Here is a 15,031-nt window from a genome sequence, read left to right as displayed (position 1 = left end):
GCCGACCGTCAGGTCAGCGGGCCCGGTGAGGAGGTGGGCCGTGAGCCCTCACGCCTCAGTGTTCGAGAGACCTCAGCCCTTGACCGGCTTCCCCCGCCCCCAGCCCCACGCGAGTCGGTCCGCGCCGGACTGGTTGGTGGTGGCCAGCCAGGGGCGCGCGGTGGTGCCGGTGAGCTTCTGGAGGGAGTACGTGTCGTCCGTGCGCAGCCCCGGCCAGTACACGGAGCCCATCTTCAGCTCGCGGAAGGTGTCCGTGACGGCCTGGAGGTAGTTGATGAAGTTGTTGTCCGGCGTCTTCACGTTGTAGTTCAGGCCGGTGGTCATCGGGGAGCCGAACTCGTCCGCGACGGTCCGGTTCGCGCAGTCGCCGATGCGCACCTTCAGGTCGGCCACCCACTGGTCGTAGGTCGCGTAGTCCTTCCAGAACCCGTAGTGGTGCAGGGAGAGGTACGTGCCCTTCAGGCGCGGGTCGGCGCAGACCGAGGTCACGTGGTCGTTGTAGCCGGCGCCGCTGACGAAGACGCGGTTGCGCGGGACCTTCGAGTACGTCGACAGCCACTTCGCCGCGATGTCGGCCCACTCGGTGTCGGTGTAGCCGTGCGGCTCGTTCATCGGCTCGAAGTAGACGCGGCTGTCGTTCTTGTACGCCTTGACGACGGTGTCCCACATCGGCCAGTACGTGGCCTCGTCGTCGATGAAGCCGTCCTTGCGGTCACCCGTGCCCTCCCAGTAGGAGACGATGACCTTGAAGCCCTGGTCGGAGGCCGCGTCGATGACGCCGCGGTAGGACTTCCAGTACGCGCCGTCGACCGTGTACGGGTTGATCGGCAGCCGGACCGTGTTGGCGCCGAGGTTGGCGCGGAACGCCGCGATGATCCGGGTCGCCTTGGCGTAGGTCTGCTTGTAGGTGTCGGTCGTCGACAGGCCGGACAGCTGGAGGAGGTCGTCGGCGAAGTTGTCGCGCGGGTCGGCCCAGTTCACGCCCTTGAACTGGGTCGTGTCGGTGGCCGGGGCGGCGGCGGAGGCGGGAGTGCCGACGAGGGTGCTGCCGCTGACCGCGGCGACGGCGACCGCGACGAGAGCGGCGCGCAGGCGGGGGGAGAGGGAGGCTCTGGCGGGGGTGTGGCGCATGGGGGTGCCCTTTCGGCTCTGATGTTTGCGTAAACATCGGAGCCCCGCAGTGGCTGATGTTTGCGTAAACATGGCGGCGCCGGAATCGTGGCACCCGACCGGGTGATCGTCAAGGTTTCACACGGGTAACGTCTGCTGCAGTCCGTGGCGTTCGTGGCGTCCGTGGCGTCCGTGGCGTCCGTGGCGTCCGTGGCGTCTGTGGCGTTCGTGGCGTTCGTGGCGTCCGTGCCGACTGTTGTCGTTGCCTCCCGTGGTCGCGGGGGTGGCTGTCGGTGGTTCGCGGGGCTGGTCGGTGTGCGGGGCTCAGGTGGTGGAGATCGGCTCCAGGGTCAGAGGCTCGATCTTGCCCTCCAGCATGGCGCCCAGGCCCTGCGCGGCGCAGATGTCGGGCCGTTCGGCGATGTGCACCGGCATGCCGGTGGCCTGGCGCAGCATCTGGTCGAAGCCCGGCAGCAGGGCGGAGCCGCCGACCATCATGATCCCGCGGTCGGCGAGGTCGGCCACCAGGTCGGGCGGGCACTCGCGCAGTACCCGGCCGATGCCGTCGAGTACGGCGGTCAGCGGGGTCGCGATGGCGTCCCGTACCGCCTTGGTGTCGACACGCACGGAGCGGGCGAGGCCGGTGGCGACGTCCCGCCCGTGGATCTCGGTGGTCGCCGGCCCCTCAGGGGTGAGGCCGCTGCAGGAGAGGGCCAGCTGCAAGGGGCGTACGGACTGGCTCGGCAGCATCAACTCGTGTTCGTGGCGCAGGTGTTGGACGATCGCGTGGTCTACTGCCTCGCCGCCGACCGGGATGCGCTCGGCGGTCACGATCGAGCCGAGGGAGAGCACGGCGACCTGGGTCGCGGCCGCCCCGCACACCATGATCATGGTGGCCTCGGGGCGTTCGACGGGCAGCCCGCAGCCGACGGCTGCGGCGATGAGGGTGTCGACGAGTTCCACGCGTCGCGCGCCGAGTCCGACCAGCGTCTCGATCGCGGCGCGCTGGGCGAGCGGGTCGGCGTCGTGCGGGGTGCAGGCGGCGGCGCGCAGGAACGGCTTGCGGCGCAGCTGACGGCGGACCTTGTCGCCGAGGAGATGGCGCAGCATGCGCTGCGCCATCTCGATGTCGACGACCGTGCCGCCGGAGACCGGGCGCATGACGCGGATGTAGTGCGGTGTGCGCCCCGTCATCTTCTCGGCGAACTCGCCGACCGCGATCAGCGCGCCGGTGCGGGTGTTCACGGCGGCGGCGGACGGCTGGTCGACGACGAGCCCGGCCCCCTTCACGTACACCCGCGTCCGCGCCGCACCCAGGTCGACGGCGAAGTGACAGCGGCGCAGCTGCTCCAGACTGGCGGTCATGGCAGGTCCTCCCGAGAGCACAGACCGTGGGGGCCGCCGGGCGGTCGGCCTCCTTCGCATCGTGCGGGCGCGAGGAGGGGGCCGCCTTTTCGGATGGGCCGGGTGGGGCGCGACCGAATGGGGGTCTCATCCCGTATCGGCCGGATTTTCGACGGTGACGGCGGCCGTCGGCGGCGTGCGAGCCGCCGGCAGCGTGCGTGCCGCCCACAACGCTCGTGCCGCCCACAACGCTCGTGCCGCCTACAACGCTCGTGCCGCTTCCAGGACGGGGGTGAGGGAGGAGACCGCCGCGTCGCAGCCCGCTTCGATCAGGCCCTGTTCGATGGTGGGGTTGCGGGCGAGGCCGATGAAGCGCAGGCCCACCGTCTTGGCGGCGGCGAGCTCGGCGAGCGTGGAGCCGATCAGGACACCGGTGGCGGCGGGCGTGCCGAGTGAGCGCAGGGCGCGCAGCAGACAGTGCGGGTCCGGCGTCAGGCGCCGGAGGTCGTCGTCGCGCCCGTGGACGCCGGCGAGGGGCAGCCGGTAGGACTCCAGGGCGCGGCGCACGGCCTGCTCGCACACGTCCGTGACCACCCCGACCCGGCGGCCGGTGCCGTGCAGGGTGCGGACGAGGGCGACGGAGTGGTGCGTCGTCGGCGCGTTCGGTACGGCCCTCAGCTCCAGCTCGTCGAGGCGGTCGCGCAGGAGAGGGCCGAGGCGGTCGCGGGCGAAGGTGCGCAGCACGTCCAGCGGGTGCACGAACAGCTCGCGCCCCGCCACGTCCGGGTCGCCCGGCGGACGGCCCGCCATGGCGTCCTCGGGGTCGCGGTGCTCGGCGACGAGGGAGAGCAGGTCGAGGGCGGCCGCGCGGGCGGTGGGGGCCGTGAACAGACGGGTCAGCGGGCCGTCGAAACCGAACAGGACGGTCTCGGCGTCGGCGAGCAGGTCTGCCGGCGGGCGCGCCGCGGGGGCCGTCGGGCGCACCTGAGGGGGCGGGGCGTAGTCCGGCGCCAGTGTCACCGCGCACGTCACCGCCAGCCCCGGCACCGGCCACCTGCCGAGCTGGGCGTTGACGGCCCGCTGCGCGCCGGTGGCCCGGCGGACGGAGTGGTGGCGGGTGATATGGGATGCCGTCTTCAGCAGATGCGCCAGCAGCCGCTCGGTCACGCCGGTGGCCTCCGCCCGCACGAACGCCACCGGGTCTGCCACCCGCCAGGACAGCTCCACGGCCGCGCTGAACTCGCCCTTGCCGGAGCTGGGCAGGGAGATCCGGTGGACGGCGTGCTGAGGGGTGAGGTCGACCTCGTAGTACGTCGTCGGGCCCGGCGGACGCCCGCCGTAGGGGTCGGCGGGGTTGAGGAGGGTGAGCGGGCCGTCGGGGCGCGTGTGCACGATCGCGGTGCGGCCGGGGGCGGGTATCCCGAGCTGCCGCAGGTCACGGGTGAGCAGCGGCCCCCGCACCAGATCCCGGTCCTCGTCCTCGGCGCGCGGCGCGGGCAGCGGGCAGTACCAGGCGAGCGGCGGCCCGTCCGGGGCGTCGCCGTACAGCGGGCGGAAACGGTGCGGCCCGGAGGCGGCGGAACTCTGCGCGAACTCGTCGTAGAGGGCGGGCGGGACGGTGAGGAGGACGGGCGCGGTGACCTGCGGGGGCGCGGGGGCCTCCGGGCCGCCCTGGAACGTCACGCGCAGGCGCGGCGGTTCGGCCAGGTCGGCGAGAGGGCCGGGGAGCCAGCGCAGGGCGGCGGCCAGGGCGGGGAGCAGGTAGGCGTCGGGGTGTGTCTCGACGACGTAGCCGTTCCCGTGGACGTGGATCTCGTACTGCTGGGGGGTGAGAGCGCCACGGGTGACGACTTCGTGGACGGCCAGTTCGAGGATGATGCGGGTTTCGGGGTGGGCGTCGAGCCCGTCGTCGCTCTCGAAGCGGATCGCGGGGCGGCCGAAGGGGGAGTCGGCTCGGTGGTCCTCGTGGGCGTGGAGGCGGGGGCGCAGCCTGCGCACCGTGTCGGCGTCCGGCCCCTCCCGGAGAAGGGCGTCGTATTCGGCCGACGCTGCATCGAACTCCCCCAGTTCCAGGAGGAGTTCGACAAGGGCGGCACGGAGGGCGACGCGGAGGGAGCGCAACCGGAAGCGGGTCTCGCGCGCGGCGGGGCCGGGGAGGCTCTTGAGGGGCTCGCCGTAGAAGCGGCGGAGGGCGTCGCGGAGCCGGGAGCGTTGGGTGCGGGGGTCCTGGTGCGGGTGGGCGAGGACGTCCTCGCAGGCGTCGGCGTCGAACTCGACCCCGACGGTGTGCAGGGTGTAGCCATCGGACGTGCGGGTCACGGTCCCGGACCCGAGCAGGCTGTTCACCTGCGAGGCCAGCTCGTCGAGACGGCGGACCGACTCCGCCCTGCCGGACGGTTGTGCCCAGAGACCACGGGCCAGTTGGTCGTAGGTTGCCCGCCGCTCGGCGTCGAGCAACAGCATGCACAGCAGTGCCTGGGCCTCGGTGGACGGGAGGGGCAGGGTCTCCGAGGAGCGGCTGACGCGCAGCGGCCCCAGCATCCGGACGTGCAGCGGGCCGTCGGCCTCCCCACCCGGCTGGCTCACGGGTTCCTCCGCGTTCCCGCCCAGCCGTCGTACCGTCTCCTCGCTCACCGTGGCGAACGCCGGGCCGGGGCCTGGGCCCGTGTCGGTGCCGTCGGCCTCGATGGTGGCTGCTTCCGCCCGGAACTCGCCTGCCGTGTGGCCCGCTCGTTCGTCGATCAGGCCGCCGATGTGTTCCAGGAGTTCGCGGGTGCGGCCGCGGGTCGAGCGGGGCAGGGTGCGCAGGAGGAGGTCGCGGACGCCGGGGCGGAAGTCGTAGGAGCCGGGTGGGCCGGGGGCGGTGGTGAGCATGCCGCTGAGGATCACCTCGGCCAGGTGCTGCGGGCGAGGGTCGCGGTTCACGGCGCGTTGGACCAGGCGCATCACCGGCACGGAGGGCACCGCGAGGGCCAGGTGACCGGCCAGCCGGAAGGCCTCCGGGGAGGCGGTGGCGCGGAAGCGCAGGACCAGGTCCTGGGCGGGGAGTGAGGCCGGGTCGGGGGGTTCTTCGCCGGTGGTGAGGGGAGGGGTGGGGGCCGGTGGGAGCCAGGCGGCCGCGCCCGGGGTGGGGGCGCCGCCGGGGCCCGCCACCAGCGCCGCCCAGTGGGCGAGCCAGGGCGCGCCCGGTTCCAGGACGGGCAGGGGGAGGGACGCGTGCGGCGGCGGCTCGGCCTCGGGGTCGTACGGGGTGAACGTGAGGGCGGAGAGCGGGGCCGCCGTGGTGGGGGAGGTGAGCAGGCCGGGCTCGGCCGACAGGGCCGTCGTGGGCCACAGGTGCTCGGGGAGCGGCTGGACGACGGCCAGCGGCATCCGCGTCGCCCAGTGCCGCAGGGTGGCGTACCAGAGGTCGCCCGCCGGGCCGGGCCGCCACTGCGGGCCCATGCAGTCGCTGACGACCAGGGTGACCGTGCGGCCGTCCGCCGGGTCGGGGACGTGCCGAGCCCGGCCGTCGGGTGTGGCCGGGTGCAGGGTGACCGTGCGGAAGACGCCCGACTGGGCCAGGACGGTGTGCAGTTCGCGGACGAGGGGCCGCCAGACCGGCATCGTCGGGCCCGTGTCGTGGACGAGACTGAGGCGCAGCCAGCGGTCGTGCGCGGGGCGCAGGACGGGCAGCCAGACGTCGGGGTGGGCGCCCAGCCGGGCGATGCGGTCGGCCGTCGCCCGCTCGTCGAGGAGGCGGGCGCGCGCCGACGGCACCGTCCGCTTCAGTGGGCGCAGGGCCCGCTGGAGGGCGAGGGGGTGGGGGAGCATCGGCGGCGCGGGCGCGAGGACGGTCCTGCCGGCGGCGGTGGTGGTGGCGGTACCCGTGGAGGTGGTGGTGCGTGCCGGGTCCTTCGGCGGTTCCGGGGCGGGGAGGTGCAGGGGGACGCGGCCGGTGGGGGACGGGGGCTGGGGCTGGGGTCCAGGGAGGGGCGGGGGCGCTGCCGGCCGGTCGTGGGGACCGGCCGAGGGCGTGGCCGAAGCAGCGGGCGCCGACGGAGTCGTGGCCTCCGCGCCGTCCGGATCCGGGCCCCCGGAAGTCTCCGCCGGAGCATCCAACTCCCTTGCCAGCCATAGCAGTTCGGCCAGTTCGCGCGGTGTGGGAGCCATGTCCGACGCGGCCGTCAGCAGTGCGGTCAGCCGTTCCAGGGCGGATGTGTCACCCCTCGGCGTGGCCTCAGAAGCCATCGCCGTCCGCCGTCGTGCTCAGGTAGGGCATCAGCTGTTCCGCCAGGGCGTCGCGGGAGTCCGCGTCGAGGCCGGCGACGCCGGTGAGGTAGAGGGCGTTCAGGAGCTGGTCGGTGGCGAGTTCGCCGTCGGCCGCGCGGGTCAGGAAGCGGTTGATGAGGTGTTCCGCCTCGCCGGGCGGGGTGTCGAGGTGGGCCCGGACGATCTCGGTGAGCTGTTCGCGGTCGGGCCGGCGCAGCTTCAGGCGGACGCAGCGGCGCAGGAAGGCGGGCGGGAACTCGCGCTCGCCGTTGCTGGTCAGGACGACGAACGGGAAGGCACGGCAGCGGATCCGGCCGCGGGTGACGGTGACCGGGGTGTCCGAGCCGTCGGCGAGGACCTCGGCGGTGGCGTCCTCGGCGGAGCGGCGGGCCGCGCGCAGGAGTTCGGGGATCTCGTACTGGCCCTCCTCCAGGACGTTCAGCAGGTCGTTGGGCAGGTCGAGGTCGCTCTTGTCGATCTCGTCGACCAGGAGGGCGCGGGGACGGTCGTAGGGGAGCAGGGCCGTGCCGAGGGGGCCTAGGCGGAGGTGGTCCTCGACGCCCTCGGTGCCGGAGAGTCCGATGCTCCTGGCACCGGGGAGCCCGGAAGCCTCGACCGTCTCCTCGGCACCGGAGCGCCCGGCCCGTTCGGTCCGTTCGGTCCGTTCGGTCCGTTCGGTCCGTTCGGTCCGTTCGCGCCAGGCCGCCTGCCGGGCCGCGTACAGCCGGGACAGCGGGTCGTACTGGTAGAGGCCGTCGGCCAGGGCGGAGCGGCTGGTGATGTTCCAGCGCAGCACCGGACCCAGGCCCAGCTCGCGGGCGACGGCGTACGCCAGCGAGGACTTGCCGGTGCCGGGCGGGCCGGTGACCAGCAGGGGGCGGCGCAGCACGAGGGCCGCGTTGACGAGCTGGACGCTCTCCGGGGTGGCGACGTAGGAGCGGGCGCGGTGGACACGGTCGGGGGAGACGGCCGCCTCGTCGTCGGCGTCCCGGGGCGGCGGCACGACGGGCTCGCCGTCGAACGCGCGCCAGGGCGGCGGCGCGGGCAGCCGGTCGATGCCGTCGTGGGGCTCGCTGTTCCCGGTGTAGACGGACCAGTGCGGCATGGTTCTCCGAAACTCGGCGTGACTCGGCGGGGGTGGGGGCGGGCGGGGAGAGGTGGCTCAGGCCACAGGGGAGTGGACCTGGGCGGGCGCTTGGCCGTGCGGGTCGGTGAAGACGCGCGGGTCGTCCCACAGCAGCTGGATGTCGTGCGCCCAATGGCCGTCCTCCGCGTCGGCCTCCTCACGCAACGCCAGGACACGGCGCGGGAGTTCGGCGGGCGGGACGCCGGACAGACAGGTGTCGAGCTCGTCCAGGAACGTCTTGCCCACGCAGCCGTCCCCGCCGGCGCAGGGCTCGTCCGGGCCGGCGGCGCAGCCCTCGCGGGACCAGACCACCATCGGGGCGGGCGCGTTGAGCGAGGTGTCGAAGTGGGGGCGGGTGCGGGGCGCGGCCGGGGCGGTGGCGAAGGCGGCGAGACAGGCGTCGTCCTGGCGCAGTCGCATCCGGAGCCGGCGCGGCTCCTCGGGGCTGCCGCACTCGACGCGGTGCACGCGCGCGCCGGGCACGGAGTCCAGCCGGTTCCACACCCGGGTCAGCTGGTGCCGGACGCCCGCCCGGCGGCGGGCCTGGTCGGTGACGACGAGCGGGTACACGCAGCCGAGCGGGGTGTCGTCGTCGGGGGTGCTCGCCCAGCGGTCGACGGGCAGGTCGATCCAGTCGCGGGGCAGCGCGAACGTGATCAACTCGTCGCAGCCGGGAGTCAGATACCGGAACGCGGCCTCGATACGGTCCTGCACATAGGCGCGCAGCCCGGCCTGCGCGACGGTGTCGGAGCCGACCGGATGCCGGCGGCCCCCGCTGTACGCGGACACCTCGACGCGGACGTGTCCGTCGCCCGCGCCGCTGTGCTGGAGGTCGACGAGGATGGGTGACCAGTCGGGTGCGGCGGCCGACTCGACGGGGGCCTGGAACAGGGACTCCACATGGGCGGTGAAGCGGGCGACGGTGGTGGCCGCGTCGTCGCCGTCGATCTCGCACAGCACGAACAGGGCCGCCGACCACAGCGAGTCGAACCCCTCCTCGGGCGCGTCCGGGTCCAGCGGGCCCCGGGCCGCCTCGTAGAGCCGTACGCGCCGCCCGGGATCGCCGTCCAGGCCCGCGCGGACGGCACGCTCGACGAGTTCGCGCAGCCGGGCGCGGTCGGCGGTGCCGTGGTCGGCGGTGGGGACCAGGCCGTCCAGGGCGGGCCAGTAGCGGGCCATGACTTCCGTGGGCATCATCCGGCCGTTGTGCACGCCCCGGTCGCCGGCTGCCGCGGTGACCATGCCGACGACCTCACCGGTGTCGACGAGGGTGACTGCGGCGCCGCTGAACCCGGGGGCGAGCGGCTGTCCGCCGGGCTGCCAGGCCTCCAGCTGGATCCACTCGCGGTTGAGCAACTGGGTGGCGGTGATGCGGTATTCGGCGAGCGTGCCCTCGTCGAAGCCGACCGGGAAGCCGTAGACGACGAGTTTGCGGGGCCGGTCGGGCCGGTGGCCGTGCGCGGCGTCCACGGGGGCGAGCGCGGCCGGGGCGATCGGGACGTCGTGGGCCAGCTCCAGGACGGCCAGGTCACCGAGGTCGGTCGGGCCGCCGCCCCAGCCGCCGTCGGCGACCACCCTCGCCGGTACGGCCGGGGAGCCGGGGCGCTCGGTGAAGGTCACCGTCAGCGTGCCCGCGGCGGCCTGGTGCACGACGTGGGCGCAGGTCAGCACCCTGCGCGGGGTGACGAGGAAGCCGGCGCCCGCCACCTCGCCGGAACTCTCGATCCGGGCGTGCCATTCCGCACTGTTCATGAGGGGGCTGTCCATGCGGGGGCTGTTCATGAGGGGGAGGGGGGCGACCAGGTCAGTCGTACGACGAGATGGCCCTCCGCCGTGCCCTTCGCGATGATCGCGCCCGTCTCCGCCGACAGCTTCACCCCGAACTCGATCTCCACGCCGTCCGGCCGTAACGCCCCGTCCCGGAAGACGCGCAGCGCCGACTCGGCGGCGGCGCGCACGCCCTCCAGGGCGCCCTCGAAGGTGCGGGCCGCCTGGACCGTCCCGTCGCTCCGGGCCACCAGGCGGGAACCGGGCCGCCTCTCCGTGACCGCCTCGACGGCGACCACGGCACCGTCGTCGGTCTTGAACTCCACCAGTCCGTCCACGGTGTCCCCGTAACCCCTTCCAGATCGACTGCGGCTCTGCGCACATCCATTGTCACGGACGGTACTGGAGATTGTCCCGCGTTCCCTGCGCCTTCGTGTTCCGGATCACCCCCAGCGCCGCCAGATCCTGTGGCCGGATGCGGAGTTGGTCCGCGGTCGACTCCGCCTCCTCCGGGGGGCGCTTGAGGATGGCGGCGGCCGACTCGGGTGCGATGACGGAGAAGTAGCTGTCCGGTGTGGCCCAGGTGCGGCCGGGTGCGGCCAGCGCGAGCGCCCCGCCGGAGCCGCCCTCGCCGATCACCAGCGTGGTGAGCGGCGTCCGGGCGGTGGCCACCACGCCGAACAGCTCCGCGATCGCCGCGCCCGCGCCCTGCCGTTCCGCCTCGGCGTCGTTGGCCGCGCCCGGTGTGTCCACCAGGGTCAGCACCGGGATCCCGAGCCGGTCCGCGAGCCGGATCAGCCGGGTGGCGGTGCGGTAGCCGGCGGGCCGGGTCGCCGCCCCGGTCTGCGCGGCGTACGCGACCGTACGGCCCCGGTGGATGCCGAAGCCGCACAGCATCCCCTCGGGGTCGACCCCACCGCACCGGTCCCCGGAGATCGCGACGCGGTGAGTGAAGTAGGCGTCCAGGTAGCGCGCGGCGCGCGGACGTTGAGGTGACCTGGCTCGAAGCACGGCATCCCACCCGGACTCCGGAAGGCCCCCCACCCCGAGCGCCTCCGGCACCGGCGCGGGCACGATCGCCCGGCCACCCCCGCTCACCTCGACCGCCGCACTCTCCCCGTTCACCTCGCCCGCCTCGTCCGCTCCGCCTGGCTTGCCCGGCTCGTTAGCTTCGCCTACTTCGCCTACTTCGCCTACTTCGCCTACTTCACTTGCTTCGCCTGCCTCGCCCGATCCGCTCGCCCCGGGTGCTTCTGGCGCGGGAGCGGGCCTGTTCGGTTGGTTGGCCTTGCTCGTCTCGCCCGGTCCGTCGGGCTGGCTTGTCCCGCTGGATTCGTCTGCCCCGAGTGCTTCTGGCGCGGGAGCCGGCTCGCTCGGCCGGCTTGCTCCGCCCGGTCCGCTTGCCCCGCTCGCCCCGCTCGCCCCGCCCGGTCCGCTCGTCTTGCCGGGCTCGTCAGCCTCGCCCGGCTCGTCAGCGCCGGTCGGCCTGTTTCCTCCGCTTGTTCCGGCTGTGAGTAGCCGCAGCCACAGGCCCAGTACGCCCCGCAGCTCCTCCGGGGGGACGACCGCGTCCGCCGATCCTGCCGCGACCTGTGCCTCGGCCGTGTAGGCGGACGGGTCGGCGTCCGGTGGGCGGACCCGGGAGCCCGCGAAGCCGACCTGGGCGCCCGGCAGCGCCAGGACCACGTCGGCGCCCGCGCCCAGGGTGGCCCAGCCGCCGCCGGTCGTCGGGTCCCGCAGGACCGCGATCTGCGGCAGCCCGGCCTCCTTGGTGAGCGCCGACTGCCGTGCCACCCGCTGGAGTTGGGTGAGGGCGAGCATGCCCTCCTGCATGCGGCTGCCGCCCGTGGCGACCAACGGCACGACCGGGAGCCGGTGTTCACGGGCATACGTGTACGCCGCCTCCAGCCGGTCACCGGTGCGCTCGCCCAGCGAACCGCCCAGGAAGCCGAACTCGAAGGCGATCAGCACGGCCCGGGTGCCCTCGACGCTCGCCGTGCCGCAGACCACGGACTCCGACTCGCCGGTGCGCCGGGCGGCGCGGGCGCGCGAGGCGTCGTAGCCGGGCCAGCCGAGGGCGCCGTCGGGTGCGAAGTCCCTCTCTGGGTAAGTGAGTTCGTGGAACTCGTCGGCGACGAGGGCGATGACCTCCCGCGCGCCCGCCCGTCCCGTCGTCATGACGGCAGCGCCCGCTTCATGATCTTCCCCATGTCGTTGCGGGGCAGCGCGTCGAGGTACCGCACCACGCGGGGCCGCTTGTGCGGGGCGAGCCGGCGGGCCACGTGATCGGCCAACTCTCCCTCCGCCGGCGGTGATGCGGGATCCACCGGCACGACCCACGCGACGATCCGCTCCCCGAGGTCCGCGTCCGGCTCCCCGGTGACCGCGGCCTCGCGCACCCCCGGATGCTCCAGCAGCGCGTTCTCGATCTCCCCGGCCCCGATCTTGTAACCCCCGCTCTTGATCAGGTCGGTGGCCTTGCGCCCCACGATCCGGACGTACCCGTCGGGATCGCGCACGGCCACGTCGCCCGTCCGGAACCAGCCGTCGGCGGTGAAGGCGGCGGCGGTGGCGTCGGGCCGGTTGAGGTACTCGGTGAACAGGTTCGGCCCGCGCACCTGGATCTCCCCGACGGTCTCCCCGTCGTACGCGGAGACGACCGACCCGTCGTCCTCCACGAGACGCAGCTCCACGCCCGGCAACGGCACCCCGACCGTCCCCGCCCGCGCCTCCCCGTCCGCACGGACGCTGGTGTTCATCAGCGTCTCCGTCATGCCGTACCGCTCGATCACCCGCCGCCCGGTCGCGGCCGCGATCCGCTCGTGGTCGTGCACGGGCAGCGCGGCCGAACCGGACACCAGCAGCCGCGCCCCGGCGAGCGCCTTCGCCAGCGCCGGGTCGGCGGGCAGCGCCTCGGCGATGCGGTGGTACATCGTCGGCACCCCGAACAGCATGCTCGCGCCGCTGCTCAGCTCCCGCGCGACGCCATCGGTGTCGAACCGCCCGAGATGCCGCACGGACCCGCCCCGCCGCAGCGGCCCGAGCACCCCCAGCACCAGCCCGTGCACATGGAACAGCGGCAGCCCGTGCACAAGGACGTCTTCCCCGGTCCACTGCCAGGCGTCGGCGAGCGCGTCCAGGGTCGTGGCGATCGCCCGACGCGGGATGACCGCGCCCTTGGGCGGCCCGGTGGTGCCGGAGGTGTACACGACGAGGGCGGGTTCCTCACCGCCCACGGGCTCGCCGCCCGCTCCCCCGACCCCGTGCACGTCGACGTCGATCCGCACCAACCCCCTCAAGGCATCGGGCAGTTCGTCACCTGGAGCGGCCAGCACCACCTCCGGTCCGCTGTCGGACAGGATGTGCCCGAGCTCCTTCTCGCCCGACTTCGGGTTCAACGGCACGGCGGCCACCCCGGCGAGCAGCAGGCCCACCACCCCCACGGCGGTCTCCAGCGACGGAGTGGCCCACACGGCGACCCTCGCGGCCCCCCGCACCCGCTCGCCGACGGCGCCGGCCGCCCCGGCGAGCTCCGCATACGTCAGGGAACGCCCGCCGAACCGCAGCGCGGGACGGCCGGACGGATCGTCCGTCAGGGCGGGGAAGAGAGAGGACGAGGGCACGGGCACTCCTTGCGTCGGGTGGACGGTGACGACAGAACGTACCTACCCCACGGCAGGCCTGGTCCGGCGTCGTCGGAGGTTGACTCCGGTCACTCCTGCGACCCTTGTTAGCCTTCGGACGATCGGACATTCATACGAAGAGGGAGTCCGTCGTGGCCCGTGTCGCGCTTGTCACCTACGATCCCCGGCCGGAGCCCAGCAGGGATGACGATCTTCCGGTGCTGCTGGCGGCGCTGGAAGCGGCCGGGGCCGAGGCCGACGCCGTGTTCTGGGACGACGGCGACGTCGACTGGGCCTCCTACGACCTCGTCGTCATCCGTTCGACCTGGGACTACAGCTGGCGCGCGGGCGAGTTCACGGCATGGGCGGCGAAGGTCGCCGCCGTCACCCGGCTGGCCAACCCGGCCGGTGTGGTGCGCTGGAACGCCGACAAGCGGTACCTGGGGGAGCTGGCGGCGGCCGGAGTGCCGACCGTCCCGACGCGCTACCTCGCGCCCGACGACCCGGCCGACCTCCCCGCCGACCACGAGTACGTCGTCAAGCCCACCTCCGGTGCCGGCGCCCGCTACGCGGCCCGCTACACGCCGGACCGGCACGAGACGGCCGTCCGGCACCTCGCGCGGATGCACGCCGAGGGGCTGACGGCGATGGTGCAGCCGTATGTGCGCGGCATCGACGCCGGTGGTGAGCGGGCCCTCCAGTTCTTCGGCGGACGTCTGCTGCACGCCAGCCGCAAGCGGGCGGTCCTGGCCCCCGGCACCGCCTTCGACGCGCACAAGGTCGCCCACCCCGGCCTGGAGCACTGGACCCCGACCCCGGCCGAGATCGCCGTCGCCGAGCGTGCCCTGGCCGCCGTACCGGAGGCGCCCGAACTGCTCTACGCCCGGGTGGACCTCGTGGACGGCGACGACGGTGAGCCGTGCGTGATGGAGCTGGAACTGGTCGAGCCGAACCTCTTCCTGTTCCTGCACCCGCAGTCGGTGCCGGCCGTCGTGGCGGCGATCCTGGCGGCGGCGGCCGCCACCCGCTGACGACCGCCCCCACCTGCTGATCCGTCCGGCCGGGCCCCTACCGGAACCCGGGCGGACCCGGGTCGGAACCCGGGCGGACGGGTGCTACTCCCTGGCCGCCGTCCGCTGCAAGAGTCCCCAGGTGAACTCGGCGACGACCTCCCGTCGCACCCCCCGCCCGTCCGGCGCCGTGAAGGCCAGTCCCCAGCGGGTCGGGGCGGTGCCCTCCAGGGGGCGGGCCGGGGCGAAGGCGTGGGCGGCCTCGTCGACGGTGCAGGACCAGGGCGTGAGGTCGTCGAGGGTGTTCAGGGGCGGTGGCGCGGTCCCCGGGGCGCGGACCAGCCACTCGTTCCAGACGCTGCCGTTGGGTGCGAGCAGTACCTCGAAGCACAGGCCGGGCCAGAGGGACACCGGCCACAGCCAGGCCTCGCAGTCGAGGTCGCCGACGCGGCGGGGTGTTCTGGACTCGGGTTCACCGAGGACCGAGCGGTAACGGGAGAGCGCGCCCCGTGCGTGCGGGGAGTGGAGCATTGCCTGCCAACGCTTGTTGGCCTCTCGCATCTGTGCAAGGGAGACGCCGAGTCCGTGACGGGCGTTCTCCACCAGGTCCGGGTTGTGGTCGGCCATGCGGCGCAGCAGGACCAGCTGGAAATCGAGAGGAGTGAAGGAGCCGGCGAGGCGTTTCTGAGTCGGCATGCGACCCATCCTGGCCCACTCGCACGTTTCACGACCATTGCCCAGCGCAAAGCCTTATGACAGCCTGTGTTCGTCATGCCGATCGCCTGTTGAAATCTCGAACA

Annotated in this window: 10 protein-coding genes; 1 reads left to right on the top strand and 9 read right to left on the bottom strand. The window is 73.8% G+C overall.

Going from position 1 to position 15,031, the window contains the following annotated elements; translation table 11 throughout:
- Positions 1-72: 72 nt before the first annotated feature.
- The 8 genes from OG289_RS16665 to OG289_RS16630 form a co-directional block, all read right to left on the bottom strand.
- Positions 73-1,131, bottom strand: coding sequence for a glycoside hydrolase family 5 protein (locus OG289_RS16665; protein ID WP_327314810.1), 1,059 nt, complete (start codon positions 1,129-1,131; stop codon positions 73-75).
- A 303-nt stretch (positions 1,132-1,434) separates the two neighbouring features.
- On the bottom strand, positions 1,435-2,475 hold the full coding sequence (locus OG289_RS16660) for a rod shape-determining protein (protein WP_327314809.1): 1,041 nt from the start codon (positions 2,473-2,475) through the stop codon (positions 1,435-1,437).
- Positions 2,476-2,715: 240 nt separating this feature from the next.
- A complete protein-coding gene (locus tag OG289_RS16655) occupies positions 2,716-6,684 on the bottom strand; it encodes an SAV_2336 N-terminal domain-related protein (RefSeq protein ID WP_327314808.1) in 3,969 nt (1,322 codons plus the stop codon).
- Entirely contained in the window at positions 6,674-7,810 is a 1,137-nt protein-coding gene (locus OG289_RS16650) for an AAA family ATPase (protein WP_327314807.1), read from the bottom strand. The genes OG289_RS16655 and OG289_RS16650 overlap by 11 nt, the downstream gene beginning before the upstream one ends.
- A gap of 57 nt (positions 7,811-7,867) precedes the next feature.
- Entirely contained in the window at positions 7,868-9,583 is a 1,716-nt protein-coding gene (locus OG289_RS16645; protein ID WP_327314806.1) for a VMAP-C domain-containing protein, read from the bottom strand.
- Positions 9,584-9,609: 26 nt separating this feature from the next.
- On the bottom strand, positions 9,610-9,936 hold the full coding sequence (locus tag OG289_RS16640; RefSeq protein WP_327314805.1) for a CU044_2847 family protein: 327 nt from the start codon (positions 9,934-9,936) through the stop codon (positions 9,610-9,612).
- A gap of 52 nt (positions 9,937-9,988) precedes the next feature.
- A complete protein-coding gene (locus tag OG289_RS16635; RefSeq protein ID WP_327314804.1) occupies positions 9,989-11,776 on the bottom strand; it encodes a carboxyl transferase domain-containing protein in 1,788 nt (595 codons plus the stop codon).
- Positions 11,773-13,221 carry an acyl-CoA synthetase gene (locus OG289_RS16630; protein ID WP_327314803.1) on the bottom strand — a complete coding sequence of 483 codons (1,449 nt, stop codon included), beginning with the start codon at positions 13,219-13,221 and terminating at the stop codon, positions 11,773-11,775. The genes OG289_RS16635 and OG289_RS16630 overlap by 4 nt, the downstream gene beginning before the upstream one ends.
- A 152-nt stretch (positions 13,222-13,373) precedes the next feature.
- On the opposite strand from OG289_RS16630, the gene OG289_RS16625 reads away from it, so the two are divergent.
- On the top strand, positions 13,374-14,252 hold the full coding sequence (locus tag OG289_RS16625) for an ATP-grasp domain-containing protein (protein ID WP_327314802.1): 879 nt from the start codon (positions 13,374-13,376) through the stop codon (positions 14,250-14,252).
- Between the two features lie 84 nt (positions 14,253-14,336).
- Here the strand turns inward: OG289_RS16625 and OG289_RS16620 are convergent, their stop codons facing one another.
- Complete coding sequence (locus tag OG289_RS16620; protein ID WP_327314801.1) at positions 14,337-14,936, bottom strand: hypothetical protein; 600 nt, start codon at positions 14,934-14,936, stop codon at positions 14,337-14,339.
- Positions 14,937-15,031: the final 95 nt, after the last annotated feature.

Origin of the sequence: Streptomyces sp. NBC_01235, assembly GCF_035989285.1 — a bacterium.
In the GTDB taxonomy this organism is placed as follows: Bacteria; Actinomycetota; Actinomycetes; order Streptomycetales; family Streptomycetaceae; genus Streptomyces.
The sequence above is the reverse complement of the archived record's forward strand: the minus strand, read 5'-3'. Positions and strand labels throughout refer to the sequence as shown.